The organism is Candidatus Alistipes pullistercoris (assembly GCF_027665465.1).
Classification (GTDB): domain Bacteria; phylum Bacteroidota; class Bacteroidia; order Bacteroidales; family Rikenellaceae; genus Alistipes_A; species Alistipes_A hominis.
Window position 1 is genome coordinate 1 of the sequence record NZ_JAQDED010000015.1, and the last position, 22,817, is coordinate 22,817.

The 22,817-nt window shown below is 52.8% G+C and carries 19 protein-coding genes and 2 pseudogenes; 8 read left to right on the forward strand and 13 right to left on the reverse strand.

Annotated features, from left to right (window positions below; translation table 11 throughout):
- From PGR91_RS13275 to PGR91_RS13285, 3 genes and pseudogenes are all read left to right on the forward strand, one after another.
- Window positions 1–621: pseudogene (locus PGR91_RS13275) on the forward strand (hypothetical protein); the annotation flags it as partial.
- A gap of 69 nt (window positions 622–690) precedes the next feature.
- On the forward strand, window positions 691–1,098 hold the full coding sequence (locus tag PGR91_RS13280; protein WP_147387399.1) for a hypothetical protein: 408 nt from the start codon (window positions 691–693) through the stop codon (window positions 1,096–1,098).
- A gap of 110 nt (window positions 1,099–1,208) precedes the next feature.
- Window positions 1,209–2,354, forward strand: a complete 1,146-nt coding sequence (locus tag PGR91_RS13285; RefSeq protein WP_182424244.1) for a 6-bladed beta-propeller — start codon at window positions 1,209–1,211, stop codon at window positions 2,352–2,354.
- Window positions 2,355–2,456: 102 nt separating this feature from the next.
- Here the strand turns inward: PGR91_RS13285 and PGR91_RS13290 are convergent, their stop codons facing one another.
- The 7 genes from PGR91_RS13290 to PGR91_RS13320 form a co-directional block, all read right to left on the reverse strand.
- Window positions 2,457–5,675, reverse strand: coding sequence for an efflux RND transporter permease subunit (locus PGR91_RS13290; protein WP_118656658.1), 3,219 nt, complete (start codon window positions 5,673–5,675; stop codon window positions 2,457–2,459).
- Window positions 5,672–8,743, reverse strand: coding sequence for an efflux RND transporter permease subunit (locus tag PGR91_RS13295; protein ID WP_118656656.1), 3,072 nt, complete (start codon window positions 8,741–8,743; stop codon window positions 5,672–5,674). The genes PGR91_RS13290 and PGR91_RS13295 overlap by 4 nt, the downstream gene beginning before the upstream one ends.
- A gap of 93 nt (window positions 8,744–8,836) precedes the next feature.
- On the reverse strand, window positions 8,837–9,913 hold the full coding sequence (locus tag PGR91_RS13300; RefSeq protein WP_118656654.1) for an efflux RND transporter periplasmic adaptor subunit: 1,077 nt from the start codon (window positions 9,911–9,913) through the stop codon (window positions 8,837–8,839).
- Window positions 9,914–9,957: 44 nt separating this feature from the next.
- On the reverse strand, window positions 9,958–11,448 hold the full coding sequence (locus PGR91_RS13305) for a TolC family protein (RefSeq protein ID WP_172970768.1): 1,491 nt from the start codon (window positions 11,446–11,448) through the stop codon (window positions 9,958–9,960).
- Between the two features lie 174 nt (window positions 11,449–11,622).
- Window positions 11,623–12,180 (reverse strand): hypothetical protein, encoded by a 558-nt coding sequence (locus tag PGR91_RS13310; protein ID WP_101570516.1) that lies wholly within the window; start codon window positions 12,178–12,180, stop codon window positions 11,623–11,625.
- Window positions 12,181–12,205: 25 nt separating this feature from the next.
- Window positions 12,206–13,090 carry a signal peptidase I gene (lepB, locus tag PGR91_RS13315; RefSeq protein ID WP_055204481.1) on the reverse strand — a complete coding sequence of 295 codons (885 nt, stop codon included), beginning with the start codon at window positions 13,088–13,090 and terminating at the stop codon, window positions 12,206–12,208.
- Between the two features lie 157 nt (window positions 13,091–13,247).
- On the reverse strand, window positions 13,248–15,128 hold the full coding sequence (locus PGR91_RS13320) for an O-antigen ligase family protein (protein ID WP_118656650.1): 1,881 nt from the start codon (window positions 15,126–15,128) through the stop codon (window positions 13,248–13,250).
- 161 nt (window positions 15,129–15,289) lie between these two features.
- On the opposite strand from PGR91_RS13320, the gene PGR91_RS13325 reads away from it, so the two are divergent.
- Window positions 15,290–16,138, forward strand: a complete 849-nt coding sequence (locus PGR91_RS13325; RefSeq protein ID WP_101570520.1) for a fructosamine kinase family protein — start codon at window positions 15,290–15,292, stop codon at window positions 16,136–16,138.
- Window positions 16,139–16,169: 31 nt separating this feature from the next.
- On the opposite strand, the gene PGR91_RS13330 is transcribed toward PGR91_RS13325, so the two are convergent.
- The 6 genes from PGR91_RS13330 to PGR91_RS13625 form a co-directional block, all read right to left on the reverse strand.
- Window positions 16,170–16,904: a DUF4396 domain-containing protein gene (locus PGR91_RS13330; protein WP_118656648.1), complete on the reverse strand. Its 735-nt coding sequence runs from the start codon at window positions 16,902–16,904 to the stop codon at window positions 16,170–16,172.
- A gap of 63 nt (window positions 16,905–16,967) precedes the next feature.
- Window positions 16,968–18,239 (reverse strand): Nramp family divalent metal transporter, encoded by a 1,272-nt coding sequence (locus PGR91_RS13335; protein ID WP_055204473.1) that lies wholly within the window; start codon window positions 18,237–18,239, stop codon window positions 16,968–16,970.
- Window positions 18,240–18,242: 3 nt separating this feature from the next.
- Window positions 18,243–19,106, reverse strand: coding sequence for a nitroreductase family protein (locus PGR91_RS13340; RefSeq protein ID WP_055204471.1), 864 nt, complete (start codon window positions 19,104–19,106; stop codon window positions 18,243–18,245).
- Window positions 19,107–19,247: 141 nt separating this feature from the next.
- Window positions 19,248–19,769, reverse strand: coding sequence for a DUF6125 family protein (locus PGR91_RS13345; protein ID WP_055204469.1), 522 nt, complete (start codon window positions 19,767–19,769; stop codon window positions 19,248–19,250).
- 158 nt (window positions 19,770–19,927) lie between these two features.
- Window positions 19,928–20,122, reverse strand: coding sequence for a helix-turn-helix transcriptional regulator (locus tag PGR91_RS13350; protein ID WP_118656646.1), 195 nt, complete (start codon window positions 20,120–20,122; stop codon window positions 19,928–19,930).
- Entirely contained in the window at window positions 20,113–20,358 is a 246-nt protein-coding gene (locus PGR91_RS13625) for a helix-turn-helix domain-containing protein (RefSeq protein WP_101570528.1), read from the reverse strand. The genes PGR91_RS13350 and PGR91_RS13625 overlap by 10 nt, the downstream gene beginning before the upstream one ends.
- Before the next feature lie 1,132 nt (window positions 20,359–21,490).
- Between PGR91_RS13625 and PGR91_RS13355 the strand changes: the two genes are divergently transcribed.
- The 4 genes and pseudogenes from PGR91_RS13355 to PGR91_RS13370 form a co-directional block, all read left to right on the forward strand.
- The gene (locus PGR91_RS13355) at window positions 21,491–21,706 is read left to right on the forward strand and encodes a hypothetical protein (RefSeq protein ID WP_005850429.1); all 216 of its coding nucleotides are present in this window, start codon (window positions 21,491–21,493) and stop codon (window positions 21,704–21,706) included.
- An 11-nt stretch (window positions 21,707–21,717) separates the two neighbouring features.
- The gene (locus PGR91_RS13360) at window positions 21,718–21,939 is read left to right on the forward strand and encodes a hypothetical protein (RefSeq protein ID WP_007366491.1); all 222 of its coding nucleotides are present in this window, start codon (window positions 21,718–21,720) and stop codon (window positions 21,937–21,939) included.
- Window positions 21,940–21,951: 12 nt separating this feature from the next.
- Entirely contained in the window at window positions 21,952–22,548 is a 597-nt protein-coding gene (locus PGR91_RS13365) for a hypothetical protein (RefSeq protein ID WP_073342447.1), read from the forward strand.
- 16 nt (window positions 22,549–22,564) lie between these two features.
- Window positions 22,565–22,768 (forward strand): annotated as a pseudogene (locus tag PGR91_RS13370) (PcfK-like family protein); the annotation flags it as partial.
- Window positions 22,769–22,817: the final 49 nt, after the last annotated feature.

The following is a 22,817-nucleotide window of genomic DNA, read 5'->3' on the forward strand; positions in this document are numbered from 1 at the left end:
CCTAGAAAACCAAAGGCGAACAGTTACGGTACGCTATACGATACAACCGCGCTCGCTAAATATAAGCCCATGTCCCTGTATAATTATATAGTATTCCTGCCTTCGGTTGTAAGGGTGGGGGACGGACTGTTTATGAAAAGGAGAGGGTTGCCGAAAGGTGGATCGTTCGGTCATTTTTACGCTCCTGTTTCTTTATCGCTTAATGGACGCGGTTGTGCTTTAAGCGATTTAGCTAATTATACGGTTGAAGACGTTGCATACATCAATCATGTACGAAAACCAGAACTTAACTTTATGGGTGAAGATCTATACCGCGTAGAAATCATCCTGAAAGAAGGTGTAATTATCGGTGGACCCGAAATAAAGACATACCGCACAATCGGTTATGCCGAAAGCGTGGAATTTTACAGTCCGATATACGACACACCCGAAAAGATCGTCGACGAAAAACCCGATATCCGTACTACGCTGTACTGGAACCCTTATCTGCAAATCGGCCCGGACGGCACTGCCCAAATCGAATTCTACTCAAACGATCTTGAAAACCAGCAATACGATATCGCTATCGAGGGAATAACGCCCGACGGAAAAACATGTAAATATCAGATTATAAATAAATAAACCATCCGATCCAATTCCAAGGAGAGGATAAATTAATTCATTTATTAACTTATTTAAATTTCAAAAATCATGAAGAAACGATTGATTTTCGTGGGCGCCCTACTGTTGGCGGGAACCGTAACGACTTCGCTGTGTATGAAAAATGCCGCAGCGACAACCGATTTATTGGCAGCCAATATCGAGGCCATATCAGCAGGAGAATATCCTGGTTGGGAAGGTTCCGAATTGTGTGGTGATGCAAGTTTCCATCCTAACGCCATTCTGGACAAAGATCCCGGTACGACAACTGAAACCGTAGTATGTCAACAAACAGGTCAACTTAAATTTTCAAGAGGAGTTTTATTCGATAGCAGATATTTAAAAGGTATAACTTATACTATCGGTTATGAAACTTCTTCTTGTCAGCGTTATAATTTGGGAAGTTGCTGCGACCCATCCCAAGCCGGCTACCATATTATTAATGATGGCTTCCGATAGGATCACTTTTTTTTTGCAAGCTGTCGGATTTTTCCGACAGCTTCTTTCCTTATAAACGAATAACTATAACCATGAACTTAAAATACAGAATTTTATATCTTTTATCATCTTTGTTGCTAACCGGTTGTACTTCTGACAACCGACCGATCGTTTACAACGGCGAATATATTTCGAAAGAAAATGTAACTTCGGCAACCATCGAACAACTCGACTCTCTGATCGAATCCTGCGATTTTATCCCGCTCGAAACCGGCGACAGCAGTCTGTTGAGCAATATCATCGACATACAATGCTACAACGACAAATTTTTCGTCACCTCGTCGGTTGTCGGATTTATGCCTGAAATCCTCGTTTTCGATAACCGGGGGAAATACCTGAACCGGATCGGAAGACCGGGACGCGGCCCTGGCGAATACCTTGGACTACAGACCTGGTATGTCGATCCTTATTCTCAAGAAGCAGTTATCGTCGATCAAGCCAAACGGAAAGTTTTCCGTTACGGACTCGACGGCCAATATATACCCGACACAGAAACCGACATGGATTCGACTTTGAATAATGCCAAACGACTTTGTCCCGCCGATTCGAACACCGTGATAGCCTGCTACGGAATCAATCCGATCCGCCGGGATCTGCTCGCCACCTACCCGGCAAACCTGAAAAAACAGAAGCCGTACCGCAAAACCCGCCTGACTTGGCATGGCAACAGTTCCTATTCGTCCAATCCGGTCGGCCGCGACGGCGATGCATACCACGTGATGCTGCCGCTGAGCGATACCATCCTTCGATACCGGAACGGCACGTGGGAGCCTTGCTACGTTATCACCTATTTCAACGAAGGGAAAAGTTACAAGCCGGGAAAGAAGGAGACCGATCTCGAAGAGATCAGGCAACGGGCCGCCGAACGGAATTTCCGGTATATCCGCGGGCTGGTCGAAAACGACCGGTATATCCTGTTCGAATACCTCGGCGGATCGATTTTGTGGGACAAGCAGGCTAAGCGAGGAACCTACGTAGCCGACGGTTACAATGCGGAACGACTGAACGGCTTTCCATTCATTCCGCACACGGCTTGTTACGGAGCGGACGACTATTTCGTCTCGGTCATGACTCCGTCGAGTTTTCGCGACAACGCCGAAACCATCTGCAAAAACAACGGAAGACAAAGCGACGAACTGCAACGAATCGCCGCGAAAATCAGCGAAAACGACAATCCCGTACTGATCGTCTACCACCTCAAACGACAGTCTCGATAATAAGACGTAAGATACTGATTATCTACACATAGATTATCCCCCAAAAAAACATCGCGCAACCGGAAACCGAAACTGTTTTCGGACGGGAGATCACGGAACTCGTCAAGCAGCGGTAGCGGCAAGCTTTTTACGCCGCTTGCGCCGCTGCCTGAGGCCGACCGGAACGAACAACGGCAGGAAGAATACCAGCGCGATCACCGAGAACAACATGCCGCCCATCGTGCCGACGGCGAAGGCGAACCAGAATACTTCGGACTCGCCGTCGTAAAGGAACGGAATCAATCCCAGCACCGACGAGAGGATCGTCAGCGAAATGGGAATGATCTTATGATTGTACGCTTTCAGGAAATTGTGCATCGAGACTCCGTTCCCGACCTTGCAGGTCAGATTGTAGTGGTTGATGATATAGATCCCGGCGTTCACGACGGTTCCGCACAGCAGTACGAAAGCGGCGAAACCGCCCTGGTCGAACGTATACCCCGTGATTCCGAACGTCAGGAACACCCCGATAAACGAAATCGGGATCAGCGACAGAATAATCAGCGGTTCGGTCAGCGACTCGAAAAGCACCGCGCAGCAGAAATAGATGATCGTAATCACCAGCAGGATCAGCCAGTACTGACGGTTGGCGCCGGGTCCGCCGCCGCCCCAGTTGTAACTGTCCGTCTCGGCTTTGAAACCGATCGGCAACACTTCGTCGTTGAGACGTTCCACTTCCGTGCGGGTCGTCTTCTCGGCCAGTTCGTATGGCCCGACGAAATCATAGGCAACGATCAGCCGGTACTGCTGGTTATCCTTGTAAATGTCGTTTCCGGTGCGCCGTTTGGCGATATCGCCGAACTCGGAAAACCGCGCGTTCTGCCCGTTCACCCGCAGGTATTCGTTAGACAGACGCCATACGTCGAAACGGTCGCGCTGCGAAGACACCAACGCCACAGGCAGGCTGGACTCCCCGTCGAAATAGGAACCGACGTTCCCGTTGTACAGCTTTTGTCGCATCGAATTGTACAGGCTGTACAGGTCGATGCCGTTCAGCGCGATCCGGTCGGGATGGAAGGCGATGTAAAACTCGTTACGCGACAGGTTGTTGCCCCATCTGACCTGCCCGTAAATCCCCGGATCGCCCACGCGCTTGTTTTTCGATATCTGCTTTACGACGTCCTCCGCATAACGGTACAACTGATCGTAATTGTAGCCGGTGAGCGTGATCCGGTGCGACTTATAGCCCGAATAGACGTTATTGTTGAACCCGTTCTGGTCGATCCCGTAGACTCCCCACGTAGCTCCGCCGTAGTTGATGGCCTGGCTGATTACCGTATTTTTCAGGAAAAGAGGAAAACCGGTATGCTCCGCATCTTTCTTAAACGTAACTTCGATCGAACCGTCGTTGTACCCGTAAATACTCGTCTTGAACATGTCGATCTCGTCGAACTGGCTCAGGAAGTTTTCCATCATCTTCATGATATCGTTGAGCTGCTGCACGGTACATCCTTCCGGCATCGCCGCTCGGATGCTCAGCGTCGTCCGCTGCGGCTCCCGGTAATAATTCCCTCCCGACATGTTCTTCATAAAGAACCGCAGACTCCCGCCGAGCGACTTCTCGACGATCGACTTCATGTTTTCCTGATACCATACGCTGCCGATCGTCTTGTTATATGTCTTCGGCCACCACTTGTCTTCTTGATTCGGGTCGGTCTTGATCCGCTCGGGCAGCAGGTGAACCGGCAACCCGAATCCCAAGATCATAACGACGATAAAGATCCATTTATGTCGTTTGCCGAACAGAATGTATCTCCCGTAAATACGGTTGAACCTCAGCAATCGCCTCATCTTCCGCCGGGTGTTTTTACGCTTGCGCGGAGCGATCGGCAGTTTGTCCATCAACGCCGGCACGAAAATCAGCGCCACGACGATTGAGATCATCAGGTTGACGATCATCACGGCCGAGAAATCGACCAGGTTCACCCGCTGCTGCTCGGGAAGAAAAAATACGATGGCGAGCGAACCGACCGTAGTCATCACGGCCGCAAGAATGGCGATAAACGCCTTCCGGTCACGGTAATAGCCGTAATGGTCGATCATGATAATCGAAGTGTCGATGATAATCCCCAACGACACGGTAATTCCCGCCAGCGAGTAGAGGTGAATCTCCAGATTCAGAAAATAATAGAAAATGAACGCGATGAAAATATTCGCCGCCAGCGTTACCACGATGATGAACAGGTAGCGTAATTTCCTGCTGACCAGAAAAACGAACAACAGCAGAATAATCACCGAAAGCACCGTCCGGAACACGATCTTGCGCAACTCGCCCTTGATATAGTCCGACGAATCGTAGCTGAGCGTCGCCGAATATCCGTCAGGGAAAGTTCGTCCCAATTGTTCCATCCGCTCCCTGACCCGTTTGGACAGATCGATCGTGTTGACGTATTTTTCGGGAGTCACCGACAGGTTGATCGTATTCAGTCCGTTGATTCTGAAATAGAAAGCCGGCAACTGCTCTTTGTAGGCCACCGAAGCCAGATCGCCCAACGATACGATCGTACCGTCGATATTTTTGATCGGAATCGACTCGAAATCGACCCGGCTGCCGCCGCTGCCGAGCATCACGGTGATTTCGTTCACTTCCCCCTGCCGGTCTTCTTGGACGATGTTGCCGACGATATCCTGGCGTTCCAACCCCGCACCGATTCCGTTGTGCAGCTCGTCGATCGAAATCCCGAAATTATCCAATTTATCCGGGTCGAAACAAACTTCGACATAGAAAGGCGTAGCTCCTGAAAAACCGATGTTGCCAACCCCTTTGATCCGGGCCAGTTCCTTGACGATGTTCTCTTCGGCATACTGCTGGATCTGCTGACTGGGGACGCCCGCGTTCAACGTGTAGATCAGCACCGGGGAGAGCTGTTCTCCGGACGGGGCGGACGACAGCGAAGGGTAGGAGACGCCCTCGGGTAATTTCGGATAAATTTGCCTCATCAGCGACGCGATCTCGAATCGGAGCACATCGACGTTGACATTTTTTTTGAACGATACGCTGACGCTGCCTCCCTCCCGGTAAGACACCGAGCTGACGTGATCGACCCCTTTGACGGCCGCCAGCACGCCTTCGATTTTCGACGTCACCTCGGTTTCGATCACCCGGGCCGACGCCCCGTTCCATCGGAAGTTGACGCTCAGGCTATTCTGCTTCGAGGAAGGCGTATATTGGATATTGAGCAACGGCATGATCCCGGCGCCGATCACGACCATCACGATCATGATCAGAATGACGGAATAGGACGGTATCCGCGAAAAAATATTTCCACCGGAATCCGTCATCGTTTCTTCTTGCTTTTATAAATCGTGTAATAGAACACCGGAACATAGAATACGCTGACCACCGTGCCGACTATCATTCCGCTGATCAGGGTCAACGACAGCGGATACTGCAGGTCGGAACCCATGTCGCCACGGTACAGGAACGGCAGCACCGCAAGGATCGTCGTCAGACTCGTCATCACGATCGGCTTGATGCGCCGCGAACCGCCCTCCATGATCGCGCGGATCAACGAATATCCGTTCTTACGCAGTTTGTTGATCGTATCGACTTTTAGGATCGAGTCGTTGATCACAACGCCGCACATCACTACGAGTCCGATCAGCGACATTAGGTTGATGCTGGCGCCGAGCAGCCACAGTATCAGCAGGGCGCCGAATATATCCACCAGAATCTCGGACAGGATGATCAGCGGCTGAACCAGCGATTCGAATTGCGCAGCCAGGATAAAAAACAACAGCAGGAAAGCGACGGTCAGCACGACGATCAGTTCGCCGATCATCGTCCGGTTCGAAAAGTAACTCCCCGAGAAACCGACGTCGAAATCGTCATTCTGCTGTACCACGGCGCGGATCGTACTCATCAACTGCGGAATCTGCCGATCCGAAGCGTCGACATTCACCGGATAGAAATCGCCTTCGGTACCGGAGATGATGTTTTTCAAATCGCGGCTTCGGGTCTCGCCGACCAGCATCGAGAGCGGGATGTCGACGCCGGCGCCGTTGGTCACTTTCGTTTCCAGAATATCCGCCGACAATTGCGACCGGTTGCCGCTGACCACCGGGATCGAGAAAGTCCCTTCGTTGATCGTAAAGAGTCGGTTTTGGTTCGTGGCTTTCTTCAGCGCGCTGAAAACCGTGTTGTAATCGATGCCGTACAGTGCCATGACGCGGGGTTTCACCACGAACAACACGTGTTCCTGCCAGACGGCCGGTTCGATATAAATGTCGGGCAAGGCGCGGCTCAGTTCCCCCAGCAGCGCGTTCAGTTTATCCGGATCGGGCGCCCGCCCGTTGGTCGGTTTCAGCCGGGCAACCAGCGGAGGTTCGGTTTCGGAGAAGATCATATCGAAGATATTACCCGCCATTTCGAAATGAAACATCGCGTCCGGATACTGTTCCTTGAGACGCTTTTCAAGCCGCTCTTTGATCTGCGGCAGATGATCCGGACTTTTCGCCCGGACATACACCAACGCTTCAGAAGCGCTCAGCTCGCGGGTATGCGACAAGATGAACTGCTGGATTCCGGTCATTGCCGTACGCTGGGCCGCCAGATCGGCGACTTCGCTCATCAGCGCGTCGGTACGCCGGTCGTTGTCCTCGGGCGAAATCCGGCTGTTCCAGTCGATGCTCATCAGCATGTCGTCCTGGGTCAGCGGCGGCAACTTCTCTTTATCGATCTCGGTATAGACGAACCACAATGCCGGGAAAACGGCGATAAACGAGATCCATACGAATCGCTGGTGTCTGAAAAACCACTTCAGTATCCGCTCGTACCCGCCTCGGAAATCCACGACAGCCAGTTTTTCCAGGTAACGGTTCGTCGGGCGGAAAAGGCTTTTGCGATAAAAGAGATAATAATAGACCGGAATGACGAGTACCGAAACCATCAGCGACGAAAACAGCCCGATCGCAACGGCCATAGCCTGGTCGTAGAATAGCGAGCCGGCGATCCCGCTGAGAAAAATCAACGGCACGAATACCGAGCAGGTCGTCAGCACAGAGCTCAGCATCGGCCCGAAGACTTCGTTCGTAGCGGCCGGCACGGCTTCTTTCAGCGGTTCGCCGCGGTCCCAATGCTGCGAAATGTTGTCGATGACGACGATCGAATTGTCCACCATCATACCGATCCCCAGCACCAATCCCGACAGCGAAACGATATTGATCGTGATACCCAGCAGGTGGAAGAACAGCAACGACACGATCAACGCCAGCGGAATGGTGATCGTCACCAGCACCGGCGTCCGGAAATCCTGCATGAACAGGAAAATGATCAGACAAGCCAGCAGAGCGCCCACGATGATGTCGTTGCGCAGGTTGCCGATCGAATATTCGAGCAACTGCGTCTGGTCCCGGGTAACGGTGAACTGTACGTGCGGATACTCGTTCCGGAAATGCTGCATCAAGCCGTTGATCTCGGCCCGCAGATCGCTCATCTGCGCGTCCGACTGCTTGATGACGGCCATCGAAACCGCATTATGAGAATCGGAACGCACCATGCCCTGCCGCCGTTGCGGATGCTCGATGACCGTCGCCAGATCTTTGAACTGGTACAACCGGTCATGGATATTCAGGTACACGTTCTCAATATCCTTTTTGGAAAGAATGTCCGATTCGAACCGGATGTCGTACTGGTATTCCCCCTCCCGGATGGTCAAATTTCCCAATTTGATGTTGTTGCGTTGCAGGGCGTTTTCGAGCGTTTGCTCGCTGATTCCGAGCGACTCGAGCTTTTTGCGGTCGGGGACGATCAACAGTTCGGGGTAGGAGAGTCCGCTGACGTCCACCATGGCCACCTGCGGGATCTGCTCGATCCGTTTGGCGATCACCTGCCCGGCGAAACGGCTCAATTCCATGAATTTCGGCGAAACGGGAAACAGCTCGCGCGACGATGCGACGACGCCGTCATCGTCCTCGTCGGTTAGGCTCATGTTGATGAAGAAAGCCGGAATATCCGTCGCGCTCGCTTTGACCACCTTCGGGCGTTCCATGTCGCGGGGCAACGAACTCATCGCCCGGTCGATCTTTTCGTTGGTCTCGATGAACAGGTAATTGATGTCCGAACCGGGGTCGAACTGCATGAAAATCGTTCCCGTCCCATTCCTGGCTTCGGTCGTGATGTCCCGCAGGTGCGAAACCTGCATCAATTGGTTTTTCAACGGTTTAACGATCGTCGCATCCAATTCGCGGGCCGAAGCGTTATCGTCGACCACCCGCACCGTGATCTGCGGTATCTGAATATCCGGCATCAGCGAAACGGGCAACATACCGATCGAAACGAAACCGAGCACGAGGACGGCAATCAAGGTCATCGTGACGGCGACCGGGCGTTCTATCAGGCGTTTGATCATAAAAAAATCATTTTAAACGGACGAACATCGACACGAATGCGCTTCCGTCCTGTTTCTCAGCCGAACCACCGCCGGCGGGAAACGAAATTCAACCTACGGTTTGCGTACTTCCACCTGGGAACCGTCCGCCAGGTTCAGATTACCCGAAGTAATGATCACATCCCCAGCATTCAGTTCGGCGCCCTTGTCCAGGTTCGGGGCGACCACGTGCGAATCGCTGTTCGACATCACCACGTTCACATAAGTCCACATCGCTTTGTTCTCCGGCCCCAGGCGAAACAGCACCTCCTGGTTGTCCCGGATCACCACGGCGCTTTTCGGTACGGCCAACTGTCCCCGCACCAGATTCTCGACCAGCACCGTAACGTTCATCCCTTCGAGCAACTTCCCGTCCGTATTGTTCACCTTGGCCCGCACGTTGATCTGTCCTTTGTCGTCTACCAGCGGATTGATCTGCGTTACGACGCCGTCGTAATAGTGATCCGGCCGGTTGAACGACGCCGTTTTCACAGTCTGCCCGACAGCCACGAAGCCAACCTCCGATTCCAGCAGGTTGAAATCGACGTCGAACGTCCGGTCGTCGATCAGCGTACAGAACGGATCGTTCGGCTTTTCGTAAACTTTCGACTGCAGGTTCGCTATCTTCCCCGCAAAAGGAGCTTTCAGGGTCGTATTCATCAGGTCGATCTCGGCCTGTTTCAGGCTGTTGACGGCTGAGGCATACCCCGAACGGATATCGGCTACACGACGGCGCTCTTTCGGCACGTCGGTCGTGTCCGAGTACCCGAAGCTGATCAACGCGTCGACCCGGTCGATCTCGGCCTTATCGAGCGTCTGATGCGCCTGTTCGAGTCGCAACTGCGCCGAACGCGGATCGAGCCGGGCGATCACCTCGCCCTGCCGCACGGACTGTCCGTTCGCAACGCAGATTTCGGAAATATCTCCGGCCGTCGCGAAACGAAGCACGCTCTTGGTCACGGCCCGCAACTTCCCGTTGCCGACGATTTGTTTATTGAAATTCCGCGGCCGCAGCACGACCGTATCGACGACATTCCGTTCGGCCACGTATTCGGCCTTGGCCGCTTCCGAATCTTCCCGTTTCTTCTCTTTGTCGTGCCCGCACCCCCAAAGGATCACCGCCACGCAAAGCGGCAAAAAATAAAGTTTCATTATCAACTCCGATTTAAAATCTTTACTGTGAATTTCCCCGTCCGTTATTTCCCGACGATCTTATCGAACTCGGCCGATATGTTCGTCCTGCTGATATAATCGAACAGGGTCAGCCTGCGTATATTATAGTAATACGACCAGTAATTGTTCAATTCCTGAATGTAACGGTTCGCCGCTTCGTCCTTTTCGCTCTGAGCCGTATTGAGGTCGGTCACGTCGGCCGTTCCGTTGATAAAACGCTCCATCACCATTTCGTAACGCTGTTCGGCCACGCTGTCGGCCATGGCCGATATTTTACACTGTCGGATCTGGTTGTTGAACTGCACCACTTTGATCATAATATCCTGGCGGTGCTCCGTGTCCTCCTGATTGGTCTGGGTGCGTACCACATTTTCACGCGATTTGGCGGTTTTGACCCGTCCTTTACCCAGCCCCCAATCCATAATCGGCAGGCTCAGACCCAGACTAATAATCTCCTGATCCATCGGATTTTTGTAAGCATATTTAAAGCTTTCATTCTGCTGAGTCAGTCCGAACTGGGCGCTGAGCGTGGCCGAAAGCCCCCGGTTCGCCTTGGCTTCGGCGACGGACTGTTCGGCGTACAACACGGAAAGTTCCTGACTGAGTCCGAAAGAAGAATTGGCATAGGAGAGATCGACCACCTCGCTTACATTCAGCGCGAGTTCGGGAATCGAATCGGGCAGCACCAGCTCCAGTTGCACGCTTTCGTTGTATCCGAGGTACGATTTCAGTTTCAACTGGTTCATATCCAGGTTCAACTGACTCTGATTGATCGATAGGCCGTCGTTCAGCAGCCGTAGTTCGAGCTGCAGCAATTCGCTCTTGGTCACTTTCCCAAGTTCGAAACGTTCCTTGGCAATCCGGTAAAGCGTTTCGGTATTCTGATAATTTTTCTGGGCCCTTTCGAGGTTCCGCTGCGACAACAGCGCATTGAAAAACAGCGAAGTAGCCGTAACGGTAATATCCTCCATCGTTTCGAGGTAACTCCGCTTGGCCTTTTCGTACTCTTTCGGTTGGGTCTTCTTCTGCCATTTCAGCGAATTGAAAGCCCGCAACGGCTGGATGTAAGTGATGTTGATCGGCTGCGAATTATACGTTATGTTCCGTTCCGGCGCATACTGATCCAGCCGGTTCAACTGTGTGAATACGGATACTTTACCTCCCGTCAACGCGATATTCTGATCCAGCGAAAGCGTCAGGTTGTTGCGCATGTTGTTGTTCTCGACGTATTTGATATTTCCCGTCTCGGAATTCTGAAGCGCCATCAGCGACCGGTTGAAATTGCCCAGCGTCGCCCCCAGGTTCAGCGACGGCAGAAACTGCGCTTTATAAGAACGGTACGCCCAGTAGTTCCCCAGAAAATTATGTTTGGCCACCAATGCGCTGGGCGATTGTTCGTGCGCGGTATAAATAACGTCGGTCAGGGTCATTTTGCGGTTCAGGCTCTGAGCATACCCTCCCGTCGAAAATAACACCCCGACAACGATCAACAACGAAATCGTGTTTCTTTTCATAAAAATCATACGGTCTTGGATCGGCAGTCCGCCGCTTTCTTGTAAAAGTACAAAAAAAGGAATCCGAAAATCCCTTCCTTTGTTACTTTTTTGATCTTTTTTTGTCAGTTTCAACGTTTTTTCGTGCAAACCGGCAGGATCATTGCTAATAATTTATTGTTTAAGTCGACCTGCTTAGTCGTGCTTGGCCTGTTCCCGGATCTCCTTTTTATAAAGCTCCCACAGCCGCTCGTTTCCGATCGGATTGCCGACCAAAACCACCCGGTTCTGCCGGTCGAGCAAGAAAGTATGATACATTTCCCCGGACGGAATGCGGGGATTCCGTTTTAAAAACAAACCTCCGCTATCGAGAAATACCGGATAATCCAACTGGGCCGCTTTCAGCGAAGTAATAAGCTGGGATTCGGTTCCCCGTTTGGGCGAAAATATAAATATCGCATTGAACTTATGCTTCAGTCCGATCGATGTGGCGATCACTTCCTGCCATTCGTACATCCTGTTGATCCGGCAGGAAGAGCAGACCACCGAATCGTAAAATACCACCAGCTTCGTTTCGGCGCCCATAAAGTCGGTCAGCGTGGTGTCCCGGCCGTTCACCGTACTCCGCAGGCTGTCGGGCAGCACGATTTGCTGCCCGGTAAATTCCTTCAATTCCTTTTTGATCCGCGCCGTTTTGCAGGAAACGACCGCAAAGCAGCTTAACAGGATAACCAAAATACGTTTTACCATCATAACATGCTATCAATAAGTTCTAAAATCAAAGCGCTTTCATCAGCCGGTTCCACCGCAACTTCCCGGTCGCTTTGTCCCGCGAATAGGCGATCCGCGTAGCGACGCCGACGATAAACTTTTCCGGAATGAATCCGAAATAACGCGAATCCTGCGAGTTGGCCACATTGTCGCCGCCCATGAAATAATAATTTTCCGTGAACGTATATTCATCGACGGGAAAGTCGCCGAGATACAGAACGCTGTCGCGCACTTCAAGGCGCTTCCCCGTCTCGTATCCGACCGCCAGCCGGTACAGCACATGATTCCGGGCATCCAGCCGGATGCGATCCCCCTTGCGGGGAATATACAGCGGCCCGAAATTCTTCGTCGTCCAGCCGTACTTCTCGTCGAACGGAGCCGACCGTAGGATGACCGGATCGATCAGGGAGTCGGGCGTGGCCGAGAAAGCCGCTTCGTTGTCATAATACCCCAGCGTATCGCGACAGGCCGGGTTACGGTAAAAGCCGTTCACGACAGAGAGCGTATCGCCCGGCAGACCGAGACAGCGTTTGGCAAAGACCCGGTTGATCCGAAACTCGATCTTTTGCCAGTCGTCGTTCCCGAACGGGAAATTGAAAACGACGACGTCGTTGTGCCTGATTTTCCTGAATCCGGGAATCCGGAACGTTTCGAGCGAATCGCCTTGGAGAAACTTTAGGTTTTTATAAATTCGCGCGCCGAAAACCAACTTATTGACCAGAATCTGATCGCCGGGAATGATCGTCGGAGTCATCGACGTCGTCGAAACCGGATATTTGTCGCACACGAAAACGCGTGTGCCGAAATAGAGCAGCACCAACCCGAAAAACGCCAATACGCACACGGAAACCGCATTGACGGCCTTCGCTATCTTTTGTTTATTTAACATCATCTTTTACATTCTCGCATCCCGAACTGCCGACCGTTTTTGACGCACACCCGATCGGGTTCCTTTAAAAACGCATTCCGCACCATCGTTCAGGATCATTAAAACAATTTTTTGTTATTCGAAATTAATACATTCCGACCGATACTCCATGCCGTCCGGACTATTTTCCATACATTTCGGACGAAACGGACGAATCCGTCTCCGAAAGCTCCCGATTTTGCAGCCGCCGGATTTCCCCCTTCATCTCCCGCACAGCCGTGGAGGGAACCTTGGGGTCGAACGACAACACCCGGTCGGCCATTTCGCGGGCTTTATCGTCCTGCCCCGTCTCGAAATAGAGCTTTGCCAGCAGGTACAACGGATACAAACGGTTCGGTAGCCGACGGTAGGCCTTCTGGTAATACCGTTCGGCGGCAACGACATCTCCCCGCGCCTTGCTGTTATTTCCCATCACGTTCCAGAACATCGGATCGCCGCTGAAACGCGCGCCCCGGCGCAGCGCCCAATCGCTCAGAAAATAGCGTTCCGACTTATTCAGCGCATGTCCGTATTCGAACAGGAAACGGGGCTCGTCGCAAAGTTCCGGATACAGTTCTTCGTACTCCCCCGCAACGAACCGGTAATCCTGCAACTGATAGGCCCCTTGCAACAGCTTCCAATCCTGCAAAGCCCGGTATCGCTTTTCCGCTCCGGATACGGCGCAGCACGACCACGCGAACGCGCCCGAAAGCAGCGCGACGGAGACGACCGCCGGAAATCGTCTTCCCGAACGACCATCGTCCTGAGCCGCCGCGATAAAAAACACAAGCAAAATACAGAAGGGGAGCAGATTCAGCGGATAAGAAGCCAACGAAACGATCATCAGGCTCGTCAAGCCGTACAGCAACCCGTCCCGCCGGCGCGCCAATCCCCGGAAAGACAAAACGACCACCGACAGAAACAGCAAGGCTCCGGCCGCTCCCGTTTCGACCGCAATCTGCAAAAAATCGTTGAAAGCATAATCCGGAGCCCCGGCTACGCGCACCTGATCTTCAGTCATCGCCCCGGAAACGAAGCTGGCTTCTTGCGCATTCCCGTACGCCCCGGCAAAGCAGCCCGTTCCCACGCCGAATGCGGGATTTTCACGGATCAACTGCGCCGACACGTTCCAGATCAGCCACCGGCCGCCGGCCGAATCCTTTTTGTACCGGTACAACCCGACCAGCGACACGACGACCAGAACGAGCACGGCCGAACCAATCGTTGCAAACAGAAACTTCCTGCGTCGGTAAAACTTTCGGATATATGCCGGCGCGGGCGTCTCGCGGCATACCGCAACCAAACCGCTCCCCAGCACCGCCAGCCACGCAATCCGCCCCCGGGTCGCCGGCAAGACAACCAGAGCCAGCAGCAAGAAAAGCCAGGATGCGTAATAGATCAGCGTATCCGGATTCGACAACCGTACGAATCTCGCGCGCCCTTTCGACGCCGACAGAACGGCCGGAACGGCACGCAGAGTCAGCACGTAATAAAACGCCACGGGAACGATCACGGCGAGGTAGTTGGAGTAGGGGCCCGGATTGAAAAACGATCCGGTCATGCCGAACAGCGAATGATTCGACGAAGTCATTCCGTACAACTGCATCAATCCGGTAACAGCCTCGGCAATCCCGGTCGATAGCAACGCCAGCACCAATACGGGCACGACCCCGCGGGACAGCGAAAACACGATCCGCAGGTTCAGGTAAAGGCATCCCAGCGCTACCGGTACAGCCCATGCGTACTCCGTCCGGGAACCGGAACGAAAAACGACGTACGCCAGCAGCACGCACGCCAGAAGATCCGCGACCGTCCACCGTACCCGTTTCTCCCGGGCCATACAAAACCATAACAGGACAAAAAAAGTCAGACACGGCATCAGCCAAAAGAGCGCCTGTTCTTTTTCGGCGACCGCGATCAACGGCGTATCTTTCCGCACCCGGAATACGATGAAAAAGACAGCGACCGACAACAAAACCGTCGTCGTTTTCACCAGAAAAACCGCCAAATCGCGCACCCGCATAACTTCCGTCCGTTCGATATGTTTATAAACAAGCTATGATTCAGGCGGATAAAGTTATAAAAAATTCCGTCCAACGAAGAACGTCTTTCGATTTTAATTTCGAAACAAGTATATTTATGGCCACAATTCCCGGCAGGATTCCCTAAAAACCGATTACGCCTATGAATACGAACCTGAAAACCGTTCTCGAAACAGCGATCGGCGACCCGATAACGAGCGCCGTCTCCGGCACCGGAAAGATCCGTACGAAATCGGGCGCGGAATACTTTCTCAAAAGCGGCGCGCCCTCCGAAAGCTATGTATGCGAAGCCGAAGGACTGAAAGAATTGTCGGAAACCGGAATCTTCCGCACCCCGAAAGTCCTGTCCGTCGGAACGGATCACCTGCTGACCGAATACGTCCCGAACAGCGCCGGCGGAAACGATTTTTTCGAAGATTTCGGGCGCAGACTGGCCCGGCTGCACCGTCGCCGGACGGCATATTTCGGATTCCGGCGGAACAACTACATCGGACTCAATCCGCAGATCAATCTTCCGCACGGCGCCGAACGGTCGAATTGGACCGCATTTTACCTGAACAAACGCCTGCGCTACCAGTACGAGCTGGCCGAACGGAACGGCTATGCCACGACCGGACTCCGCAGAAATTTCGCCCGGTTGGAATCGAAAATCGCGGATATCTTGCAGGGCTGCGAGGAGCCGCCGTGCCTGCTCCACGGCGATCTGTGGGCGGGTAATTTCCTATGCGACGCCGTTTCCGGCGAGGTCGTGCTGATCGATCCGGCCGTTTATTACGGACACCGCGAAGCCGATCTGGCGATGACGCGGCTGTTCGGCGGTTTCCCTCCGGCCTTTTACCGGGCCTATGAGCAGGAATATCCGTTGAAACCCCGCTGGGAGTACCGCGAAGGGATCTACCGGCTATACCATCTGTTGAACCACCTGAACCTTTTCGGCAGCTCCTACCTTCCGGAAGCGAACCGCATCCTGGAAAAATACGCATCCGATTAAAACAGAGGAGCATCCGAACCGTACGGCCCGACTACATGCCCTTTTTAACGCCTTTGCGGATCAGCCATACGTTCATCGGCAGAGCTGCCAAAAAACCGACGAACATGGCCGTCTGCATCATAAACCAGAACGTCCACGACATTTTCGACAATCCGGTTTCCCGGAACAGCACCCAGATAACGACGGCCATCCACGCGTACATGCCGGCCTGCCACGCGGTCAGCGACAGAAAATCGGCCTTCAGCGCATGGACGACCGCCTGCTTTCTCGGCAGCATTTGCATACTCCGGATTGCTGCGTACTGAAAATAAACCCCGATACAGAGCGCCAACGCATAATCCAGCGCCCAACCGCCGACAACCGCGCTGCCGCCGATCGCGACCGGCACGAAATACAGAAAGCTTTCCCCGATCAGGTCGGCCAACGTACATCCGGCGCCGCAGTGCAGCGTCGACAGCACGACGGACTGCCACTTCGGACGGTCGCGGCCCATATCCATCGGCATGTGCGTCTCCGCTTTATTTCCCATCGGCATCGAACCGGCATCCGGCGCCTCCATCCGCATCGGAGCGGCCACCGGCGCGAAGCGTTTCGCGCGCCCGAACCGGAAATAAGCCCACAATGCGAAAAATCCGCCCCAGAGCCCGGTCAGTATCCACACGCTGTTCATTATCTTCATGGACTGCTTCCGGCGCGGAAGATCCGACGCGATCACGACTGCCGAAACGATACCCGATCCTACGAAAAATGCGGCGATTGTATTCATACGAAATCGATTAATTGTTACGTGCTGCCGTAACAATTAACATACCAACGCCGGAAAACGCCGTCAGAACATGCTGACCAGCAGCATCACGTTCAGCAGCGTCACCACGCCGCCGATCGCATAAAGCAGGTATTTGGTGAACGTCGAATTTTTATACTTGCCCATCACCCGTTCGGAAGAAGTCAGGTAAACCTGCAGGAAAACGGTGAACGGCAACTGGATGCTGAGAATCATCTGCGAATAGATCAGTCCCCGGAACGGATTGGTAATCACCAGGATGATCAGGAACGCGACGACGAGCGAAATGATCACGCCGAGCCGCGAGTGGCTGTCCTTGATATCGTAGGGCTCCTTGAAGATCCCGGCGAAAATGGAACCGGCCGCCATACCCGACGTAATCGTCGAAGCGATCCCGGCGAACAGCAGCGCCACGGCGAAGATCACCGTCGCATTGCTTCCGAGCAGCGGACGCAGCAGCGAATCGGCCTGCTGCAACTCTTCGACGGGAGTTTTGGATACGAAGAACGTCGCGGCGGCCAGTAGGATCATCGCGCTGTTGATCGCCCAGCCGATCAGCATCGACAGGATCGTATCGGCATATTCGTACCGGAGCTGTTTTTTGATCACCGCGTCGTCGGAAAGGTTCCACTGCCGGCTCTGGATGATCTCGGAGTGCAGGAACAGGTTGTGCGGCATCACCACGGCCCCCAGCACGCTCATGATAATCACCATCGACCCCTCCGGAATGGTCGGCGTAACCCACGCCCAGGCGGCCGCGGGCCAGTCGATCGTCGTCAGCGACAGTTCGTAAATAAACGACAGCCCGATGATCGACACGAACGCGATGATCCACTTCTCGATCAGCCGGTAACTGTTGGTAAACAGCATGACGATTACGAAAATCAGCACCATCAGCGCCCCGATCCGCACCGGAATGCCGAACAGCATCTGCAACGCGATCGCCCCGCCCAGAATTTCGGCCAGCGACGTGGAGATCGACGCGAGCACGGCCGACCCCAGCACGGTGCGCGACACGGCCGGCTTCAGGTAAACGGTGGCGGCCTCCGACAAGCAAAGCCCGGTGGCGATCCCCAGGTGGGCCACGTTGTGTTGCAGGACGATCAGCATCACGGTCGACAGCGTGACCATCCACAGCAGCGCATAGCCGTAGTCGGCGCCCGCGGCCAGGTTCGAAGCCCAGTTGCCCGGATCGATGAACCCGACGGTCACCAGCAGACCGGGCCCGATGTATTTCAGTATTTCGAGGCCGCCGAGCCGGGGATGATGTTTGCCGAGGCCGAATTTAGTACGCAGCGAATTCAGAAACGAAGCCATGAATCACAATTTGGTTACATTTATATCCTTGCGGTCGATGTAGTTCGGATAGCGGAACGCCGGTATGCCGAGCGCCATTCCGGCGCGTATCTTCCCGGATATGCCGAGCATTTTGGCCAGCCGCCTGTTCCGGTCTTGTTCGACGGCCGAACAGACGAAACCGGTGTAGAACTGGGCGACGCCGAGACTCTCGGCCATCAGCGAACCGTTCTGATAGGCGAGGTTGGCGTCCTGGCATCCGAAGCGGCTTTCCGAAGGCGTATGGATCAGGATCACGGCGGTAGCCCCGCGCAGGATCAGGTCGTTCCCCTTGTCGAACTCCGAGATCAGACGCTTAAAATGCGGCACGTAGCCGTATAGCTGCGGCGCAATCCGTTTCAGCACCGGCTTCAGCAGCGGATTTTCGAGTTTTCTGAGAATCGAAGCGAATACGCCGACGGTAAACGCGCTGATCGCGTGCAGTTTTTCGGGATCGGTCACCAGCGTAAACGCCACCCGTTGTAGGTTGCTGGCGGTCGGGGCGCGGTGGGCGGCCTCGAGAATCCGGTCGAGCGTCTCTTCCGGCACCGGCTTCGCGGTAAAGGCCCGGTTCGACCGCCGCGCCTTGCACAGCAGCATCACCTGTTCGGGCGAGGGCAGCAATTCCCGATCGACCGGATGCACCTTCTGCGGCGGAAAATCCCCGTGCTCGACCGAACCGGTCGGGCAGACGGCCACGCAATGCCCGCACACGATACACGACCCGATCCCTTGCAATCCGATCTCGCCGCCGGAGGCCGGCTGCGTAAAAATTTTCGACGGGCACACCCGCACACATTTGCCGCACCGGATGCAACTCTCCGCACGAACGCTCAGCATTACTTCCATACCATCCTGATTTTAATTCCGTAAAAATACGATAAACCGGGCTATTTTCCCCGGTCCGCCCGAACTTTTTTACTCGACATTGATCTATAACGCCATACATAAAATGTTCCAAACCGCAGCGCATACGCCCGTCTTCCGCCGTTACTCCTTTTCGAGCCGGAACCGCCACGCGCAGGCGCAGTCCGGCTCGGTCATATCCGGAAAACAACTCACGGCCTCGCATCCGATCCGATCGTCGATCACGCGGGCGAAATAGGCGTACTCGTTTTCGCCGACCGGTTTGCACGGATGCAACGGCAACCCCCTGCGGGTGCGAGCCGACTGCACCCGGCAGTCCACCACGCGGAACTCCAGCGCATCGCCCGCTCGGCGGCACTCCGTCCGGCGGTTGGCCAGCGCGGCGAAACGAAACGCGAGGGCTTGTTCCAGCCCGTCGAGTCCCGGCCGTTCGGGCAGACCGAGAAACGTTTTGATACGGCGGGCTTCCGTCTCGGTGAAACGCCGCCACACCGCACAGTCGTGCGCCATCGCCTCGTCCATGCCCCGTCCGCGTTCGACGGACTGAAACCACACGCCGTCGAGCGCCAACAGGTTGCGGGCATAGATCCGCACCAATTCTTCGAGTTGTTCCTTAGTCAATTCTTCCAAACTCATCGCTTTCATAAAGGCATCGTTTCAGTCGGTACAAAAATAACGATTTCCCGGCAATAAAAAGTTCGGCGCCGCCCGGCGCAGGCAAAATATAAAGTCGATTATTTCAGCAAGGAACGGCAATTATCCTCGCCGAATACGTTTTTGTAGATTCAAATTTTAAAGGCAGGCTAAATTTCTCTGAAAAACTCCTCGAAAGTAATACCGTAATAATTACACAACTTTTTCAGGGTAGGGAGCGATATGCAATTTTCTGCAATCTCGATACGGCCTATGTTCATATTCAGATCGAAACGCACGTTCTCCTGGGTAAGGCCCTTCTTTATGCGAACGTCCTTCAAGCGTTCAGCTATCTTTATTCCCAAGGCTTATTTTTCAAATCAATATTTTTGAAAAACTCTTCCATCGAAACTTCGTAATACTTGCAAAGAATAGCTAACGAATAAATCGAAGGCATCCGATTCCCTGATTCTATCCTACTGATATTTACTCCCGTATCCATCGTAACCCGCTGTTGGGACACACCCCGGCCGTTGCGGATTTCTTTCAATCTCCACACAATGGTCGCAAGGAATTGATTGTCACGTCTCGGAGTGCTCATAATTGAGCAAAATAGAAGATAATCACTTTCTTTTTTGCATACCAATCGGTATTTTATTCAGAAATAAATTTTATATTTGCATTTGTAAATCAATAATTGACAATGAAAATATTATCTTTGTTAGGTGAAGTTACGAAAAGAGTGTAATTTATTGGAAGTGAGCGTAGGTTAATTGCTCATGATAGTAATAGGTTACGATTTAGTTAGTTATCTACTGCATCATCCTTCTGCGCGTTGCGTAACCTTCAAAGAACTCTTCGTATGCAAAAGTAACAATAAAACGGGAGATTTTGAAATGAATCTCCCTAATTTTTTTCTTCTCATACAAGTTTTTCCGTAAAAGCGATTTTATCCGTCGGCACACCATCGTACAAAAGGATTTTGGACGAACGTATGCCGACTGCCGCATAAGCGAAGAAAAGGGCTTTGCCTCACGCCTAAACAACAGTTTAGACTGATGATGCAAGGCTCATTTCTTTTGTGCTTATGCCAAAGAGGTGCTTTTACGGGTTTCTGACGATTTTTCTTTTTCCGCTGTTCCTTTGTGCCGTAAGCGGAAAGCCGTGTCTGACCGCCCGATCCATAAATGGAACAAGCCGTCACACACGGCAGGCAAACCGGGAAGAATGATTTTATCTGTCCGACCGGACACGTTCGGCCAGACATACAAAATCATACTTCCTTGCCGGTGGTTTGCCCGGTTTCACGCCTCCGGCAGTGTCCCTTTTCCTTTTGGCGTTTTCCCTTTTTCACGGATTTCTCTTTTGAAGTTTTCCTGTCCAATCTGCCTCCACTTCCGTTTACCTCCATTTTCGCGTCTTTCAGGGAGCGCATCAGGTTGTCATTTCCGTTCTGGGCGCAAAGGTAATTCCGGGATTGGACGGGAATGCAAGGTCAAGCCTCCTGTTTTCGGGAAAAATCTCCAGCCCTGCGGGTAGTATTTTTCCCGAAAAACCTTGCATCCCCTAATCCCTACCTTTTTAAGCACCCGAAACGAAAACGACCGATGCGACAGAAAGACGCATTAAAAAAAATGTCGGATAAACGAGAGGCAAATAAGATAGTTTGAAACTCAACTCCCTCAGCTCTTGAATCCGCATAAAAAAAACAAAAAATCAAAAACAGCGAAAATATGACGGCAACGGCAAATTTCAGACAAATGGCGCAGTACATAGGGCTTGCGATATGCGGCTTGATGGTGCGCACCGCCTTCGGGGTGTTCGGCATCCTTTGGGGCATCATTAGAGAGATTGTAAACGGAGTGTTCCGAGTGGCGATAGGCGTAATCGTGGCTATCCTTTCCGCAACCGCCTTCTTCGGTTTCATCCTTTGGTTATTCACCCTTTAACCCTTACCGACATGGCAAAGAGAAGCAGCAAGACGGCAGCGCAGCAATGCAGATACTACGAGGTGGACAACATCTTCGTGTATATGGTTGAAACGTACATCAACGGCAACATATCCGTGTTCCGTGAACTCTACCGAGAACTGAACAAGGACGCACGGAGGGATTTTACAGACTTCCTTTTGAGCGAGGTGGAGCCGACCTATTGGAGAGAGATACTGAAACAGACCATCTAAAACGACAGCGATATGAGAACGATAACAAGGACATACGACCTATTCCAATTAGCCGAACTCTCCGCAGCAGCGAGAGATACCGCATACAATGAATGGCTACGCACTTTTGAATACGGTTGGGACAGCGACAACCGCAACACGCTGGAAGCATTTGAAAGTGTGTTCAGGGTCAAAGTGAACGATTGGAGTTACGACACGTGCCGTTATTCCTACCGCTTCACCTCACGTTACAGCGGAGAGGAAGAAGAACTCAACGGCATACGGCTTCTGAAATACATCGTCAATAACTATTGGCACACCCTATTCAAGCCGAAAACCTACTACCTCAAAGGCAATTACAATAAAAGACGCAAAAGCAGGGTATTCACGGATAACTGTTGCGTACTGACAGGCTATTGCGCAGACGAGGACATCCTGCGACCCATCTACGACTTTCTGAAAGCCCCCGACACCCGAACCACTCTGTACGACCTCATGGACAAGTGTCTTGACAGTTTCTTCAAGTCGTGCCGTGACGATATGGAATTCCAGTGCAGTGAGGAAGGTTTCGAGGAGAGTTGCGCAGCCAACGACTACGAGTTTTTGGAAAACGGAAAAATGTATAACTGATAAAAACGACAGCGATATGAAAGGAACAGAACATTTCAAGAGAACGATACAGATGCACTTGGAGCAGCGTGCAGCGGAAGATGCGCTCTTTGCGAAGAACTACCGCAACCCTGCCAAGAACATAGACGATTGCGTCACCTACATTCTCAACTACGTGCAGCGGAGCGGTTGCAACGGCTTCACGGACGGGGAGATATTCGGGCAAGCAGTCCACTATTATCCCAATTAGATTATTATCCAAAGTCGCATACAAATAGTGTTGATTATCA

Excerpts from the sequence above, each read along its gene's own strand:
- lepB (WP_055204481.1), bottom strand. The coding sequence starts at position 13,090 with ATGATGTTAAATAAACAAAAGATAGCGAAGGCCGTCAATGCGGTTTCC.
- PGR91_RS13280 (WP_147387399.1), top strand. The coding sequence starts at position 691 with ATGAAGAAACGATTGATTTTCGTGGGCGCCCTACTGTTGGCGGGAACC.
- PGR91_RS13355 (WP_005850429.1), top strand. The coding sequence starts at position 21,491 with ATGACGGCAACGGCAAATTTCAGACAAATGGCGCAGTACATAGGGCTT.
- PGR91_RS13345 (WP_055204469.1), bottom strand. The coding sequence starts at position 19,769 with ATGAAAGCGATGAGTTTGGAAGAATTGACTAAGGAACAACTCGAAGAA.
- PGR91_RS13290 (WP_118656658.1), bottom strand. The coding sequence starts at position 5,675 with ATGACGGATTCCGGTGGAAATATTTTTTCGCGGATACCGTCCTATTCC.
- PGR91_RS13310 (WP_101570516.1), bottom strand. The coding sequence starts at position 12,180 with ATGATGGTAAAACGTATTTTGGTTATCCTGTTAAGCTGCTTTGCGGTC.
- PGR91_RS13305 (WP_172970768.1), bottom strand. The coding sequence starts at position 11,448 with ATGAAAAGAAACACGATTTCGTTGTTGATCGTTGTCGGGGTGTTATTT.
- PGR91_RS13335 (WP_055204473.1), bottom strand. The coding sequence starts at position 18,239 with ATGGCTTCGTTTCTGAATTCGCTGCGTACTAAATTCGGCCTCGGCAAA.
- PGR91_RS13365 (WP_073342447.1), top strand. The coding sequence starts at position 21,952 with ATGAGAACGATAACAAGGACATACGACCTATTCCAATTAGCCGAACTC.
- PGR91_RS13360 (WP_007366491.1), top strand. The coding sequence starts at position 21,718 with ATGGCAAAGAGAAGCAGCAAGACGGCAGCGCAGCAATGCAGATACTAC.
- PGR91_RS13295 (WP_118656656.1), bottom strand. The coding sequence starts at position 8,743 with ATGATCAAACGCCTGATAGAACGCCCGGTCGCCGTCACGATGACCTTG.
- PGR91_RS13340 (WP_055204471.1), bottom strand. The coding sequence starts at position 19,106 with ATGGAAGTAATGCTGAGCGTTCGTGCGGAGAGTTGCATCCGGTGCGGC.
- PGR91_RS13325 (WP_101570520.1), top strand. The coding sequence starts at position 15,290 with ATGAATACGAACCTGAAAACCGTTCTCGAAACAGCGATCGGCGACCCG.
- PGR91_RS13330 (WP_118656648.1), bottom strand. The coding sequence starts at position 16,904 with ATGAATACAATCGCCGCATTTTTCGTAGGATCGGGTATCGTTTCGGCA.
- PGR91_RS13300 (WP_118656654.1), bottom strand. The coding sequence starts at position 9,913 with ATGAAACTTTATTTTTTGCCGCTTTGCGTGGCGGTGATCCTTTGGGGG.
- PGR91_RS13625 (WP_101570528.1), bottom strand. The coding sequence starts at position 20,358 with ATGAGCACTCCGAGACGTGACAATCAATTCCTTGCGACCATTGTGTGG.
- PGR91_RS13320 (WP_118656650.1), bottom strand. The coding sequence starts at position 15,128 with ATGCGGGTGCGCGATTTGGCGGTTTTTCTGGTGAAAACGACGACGGTT.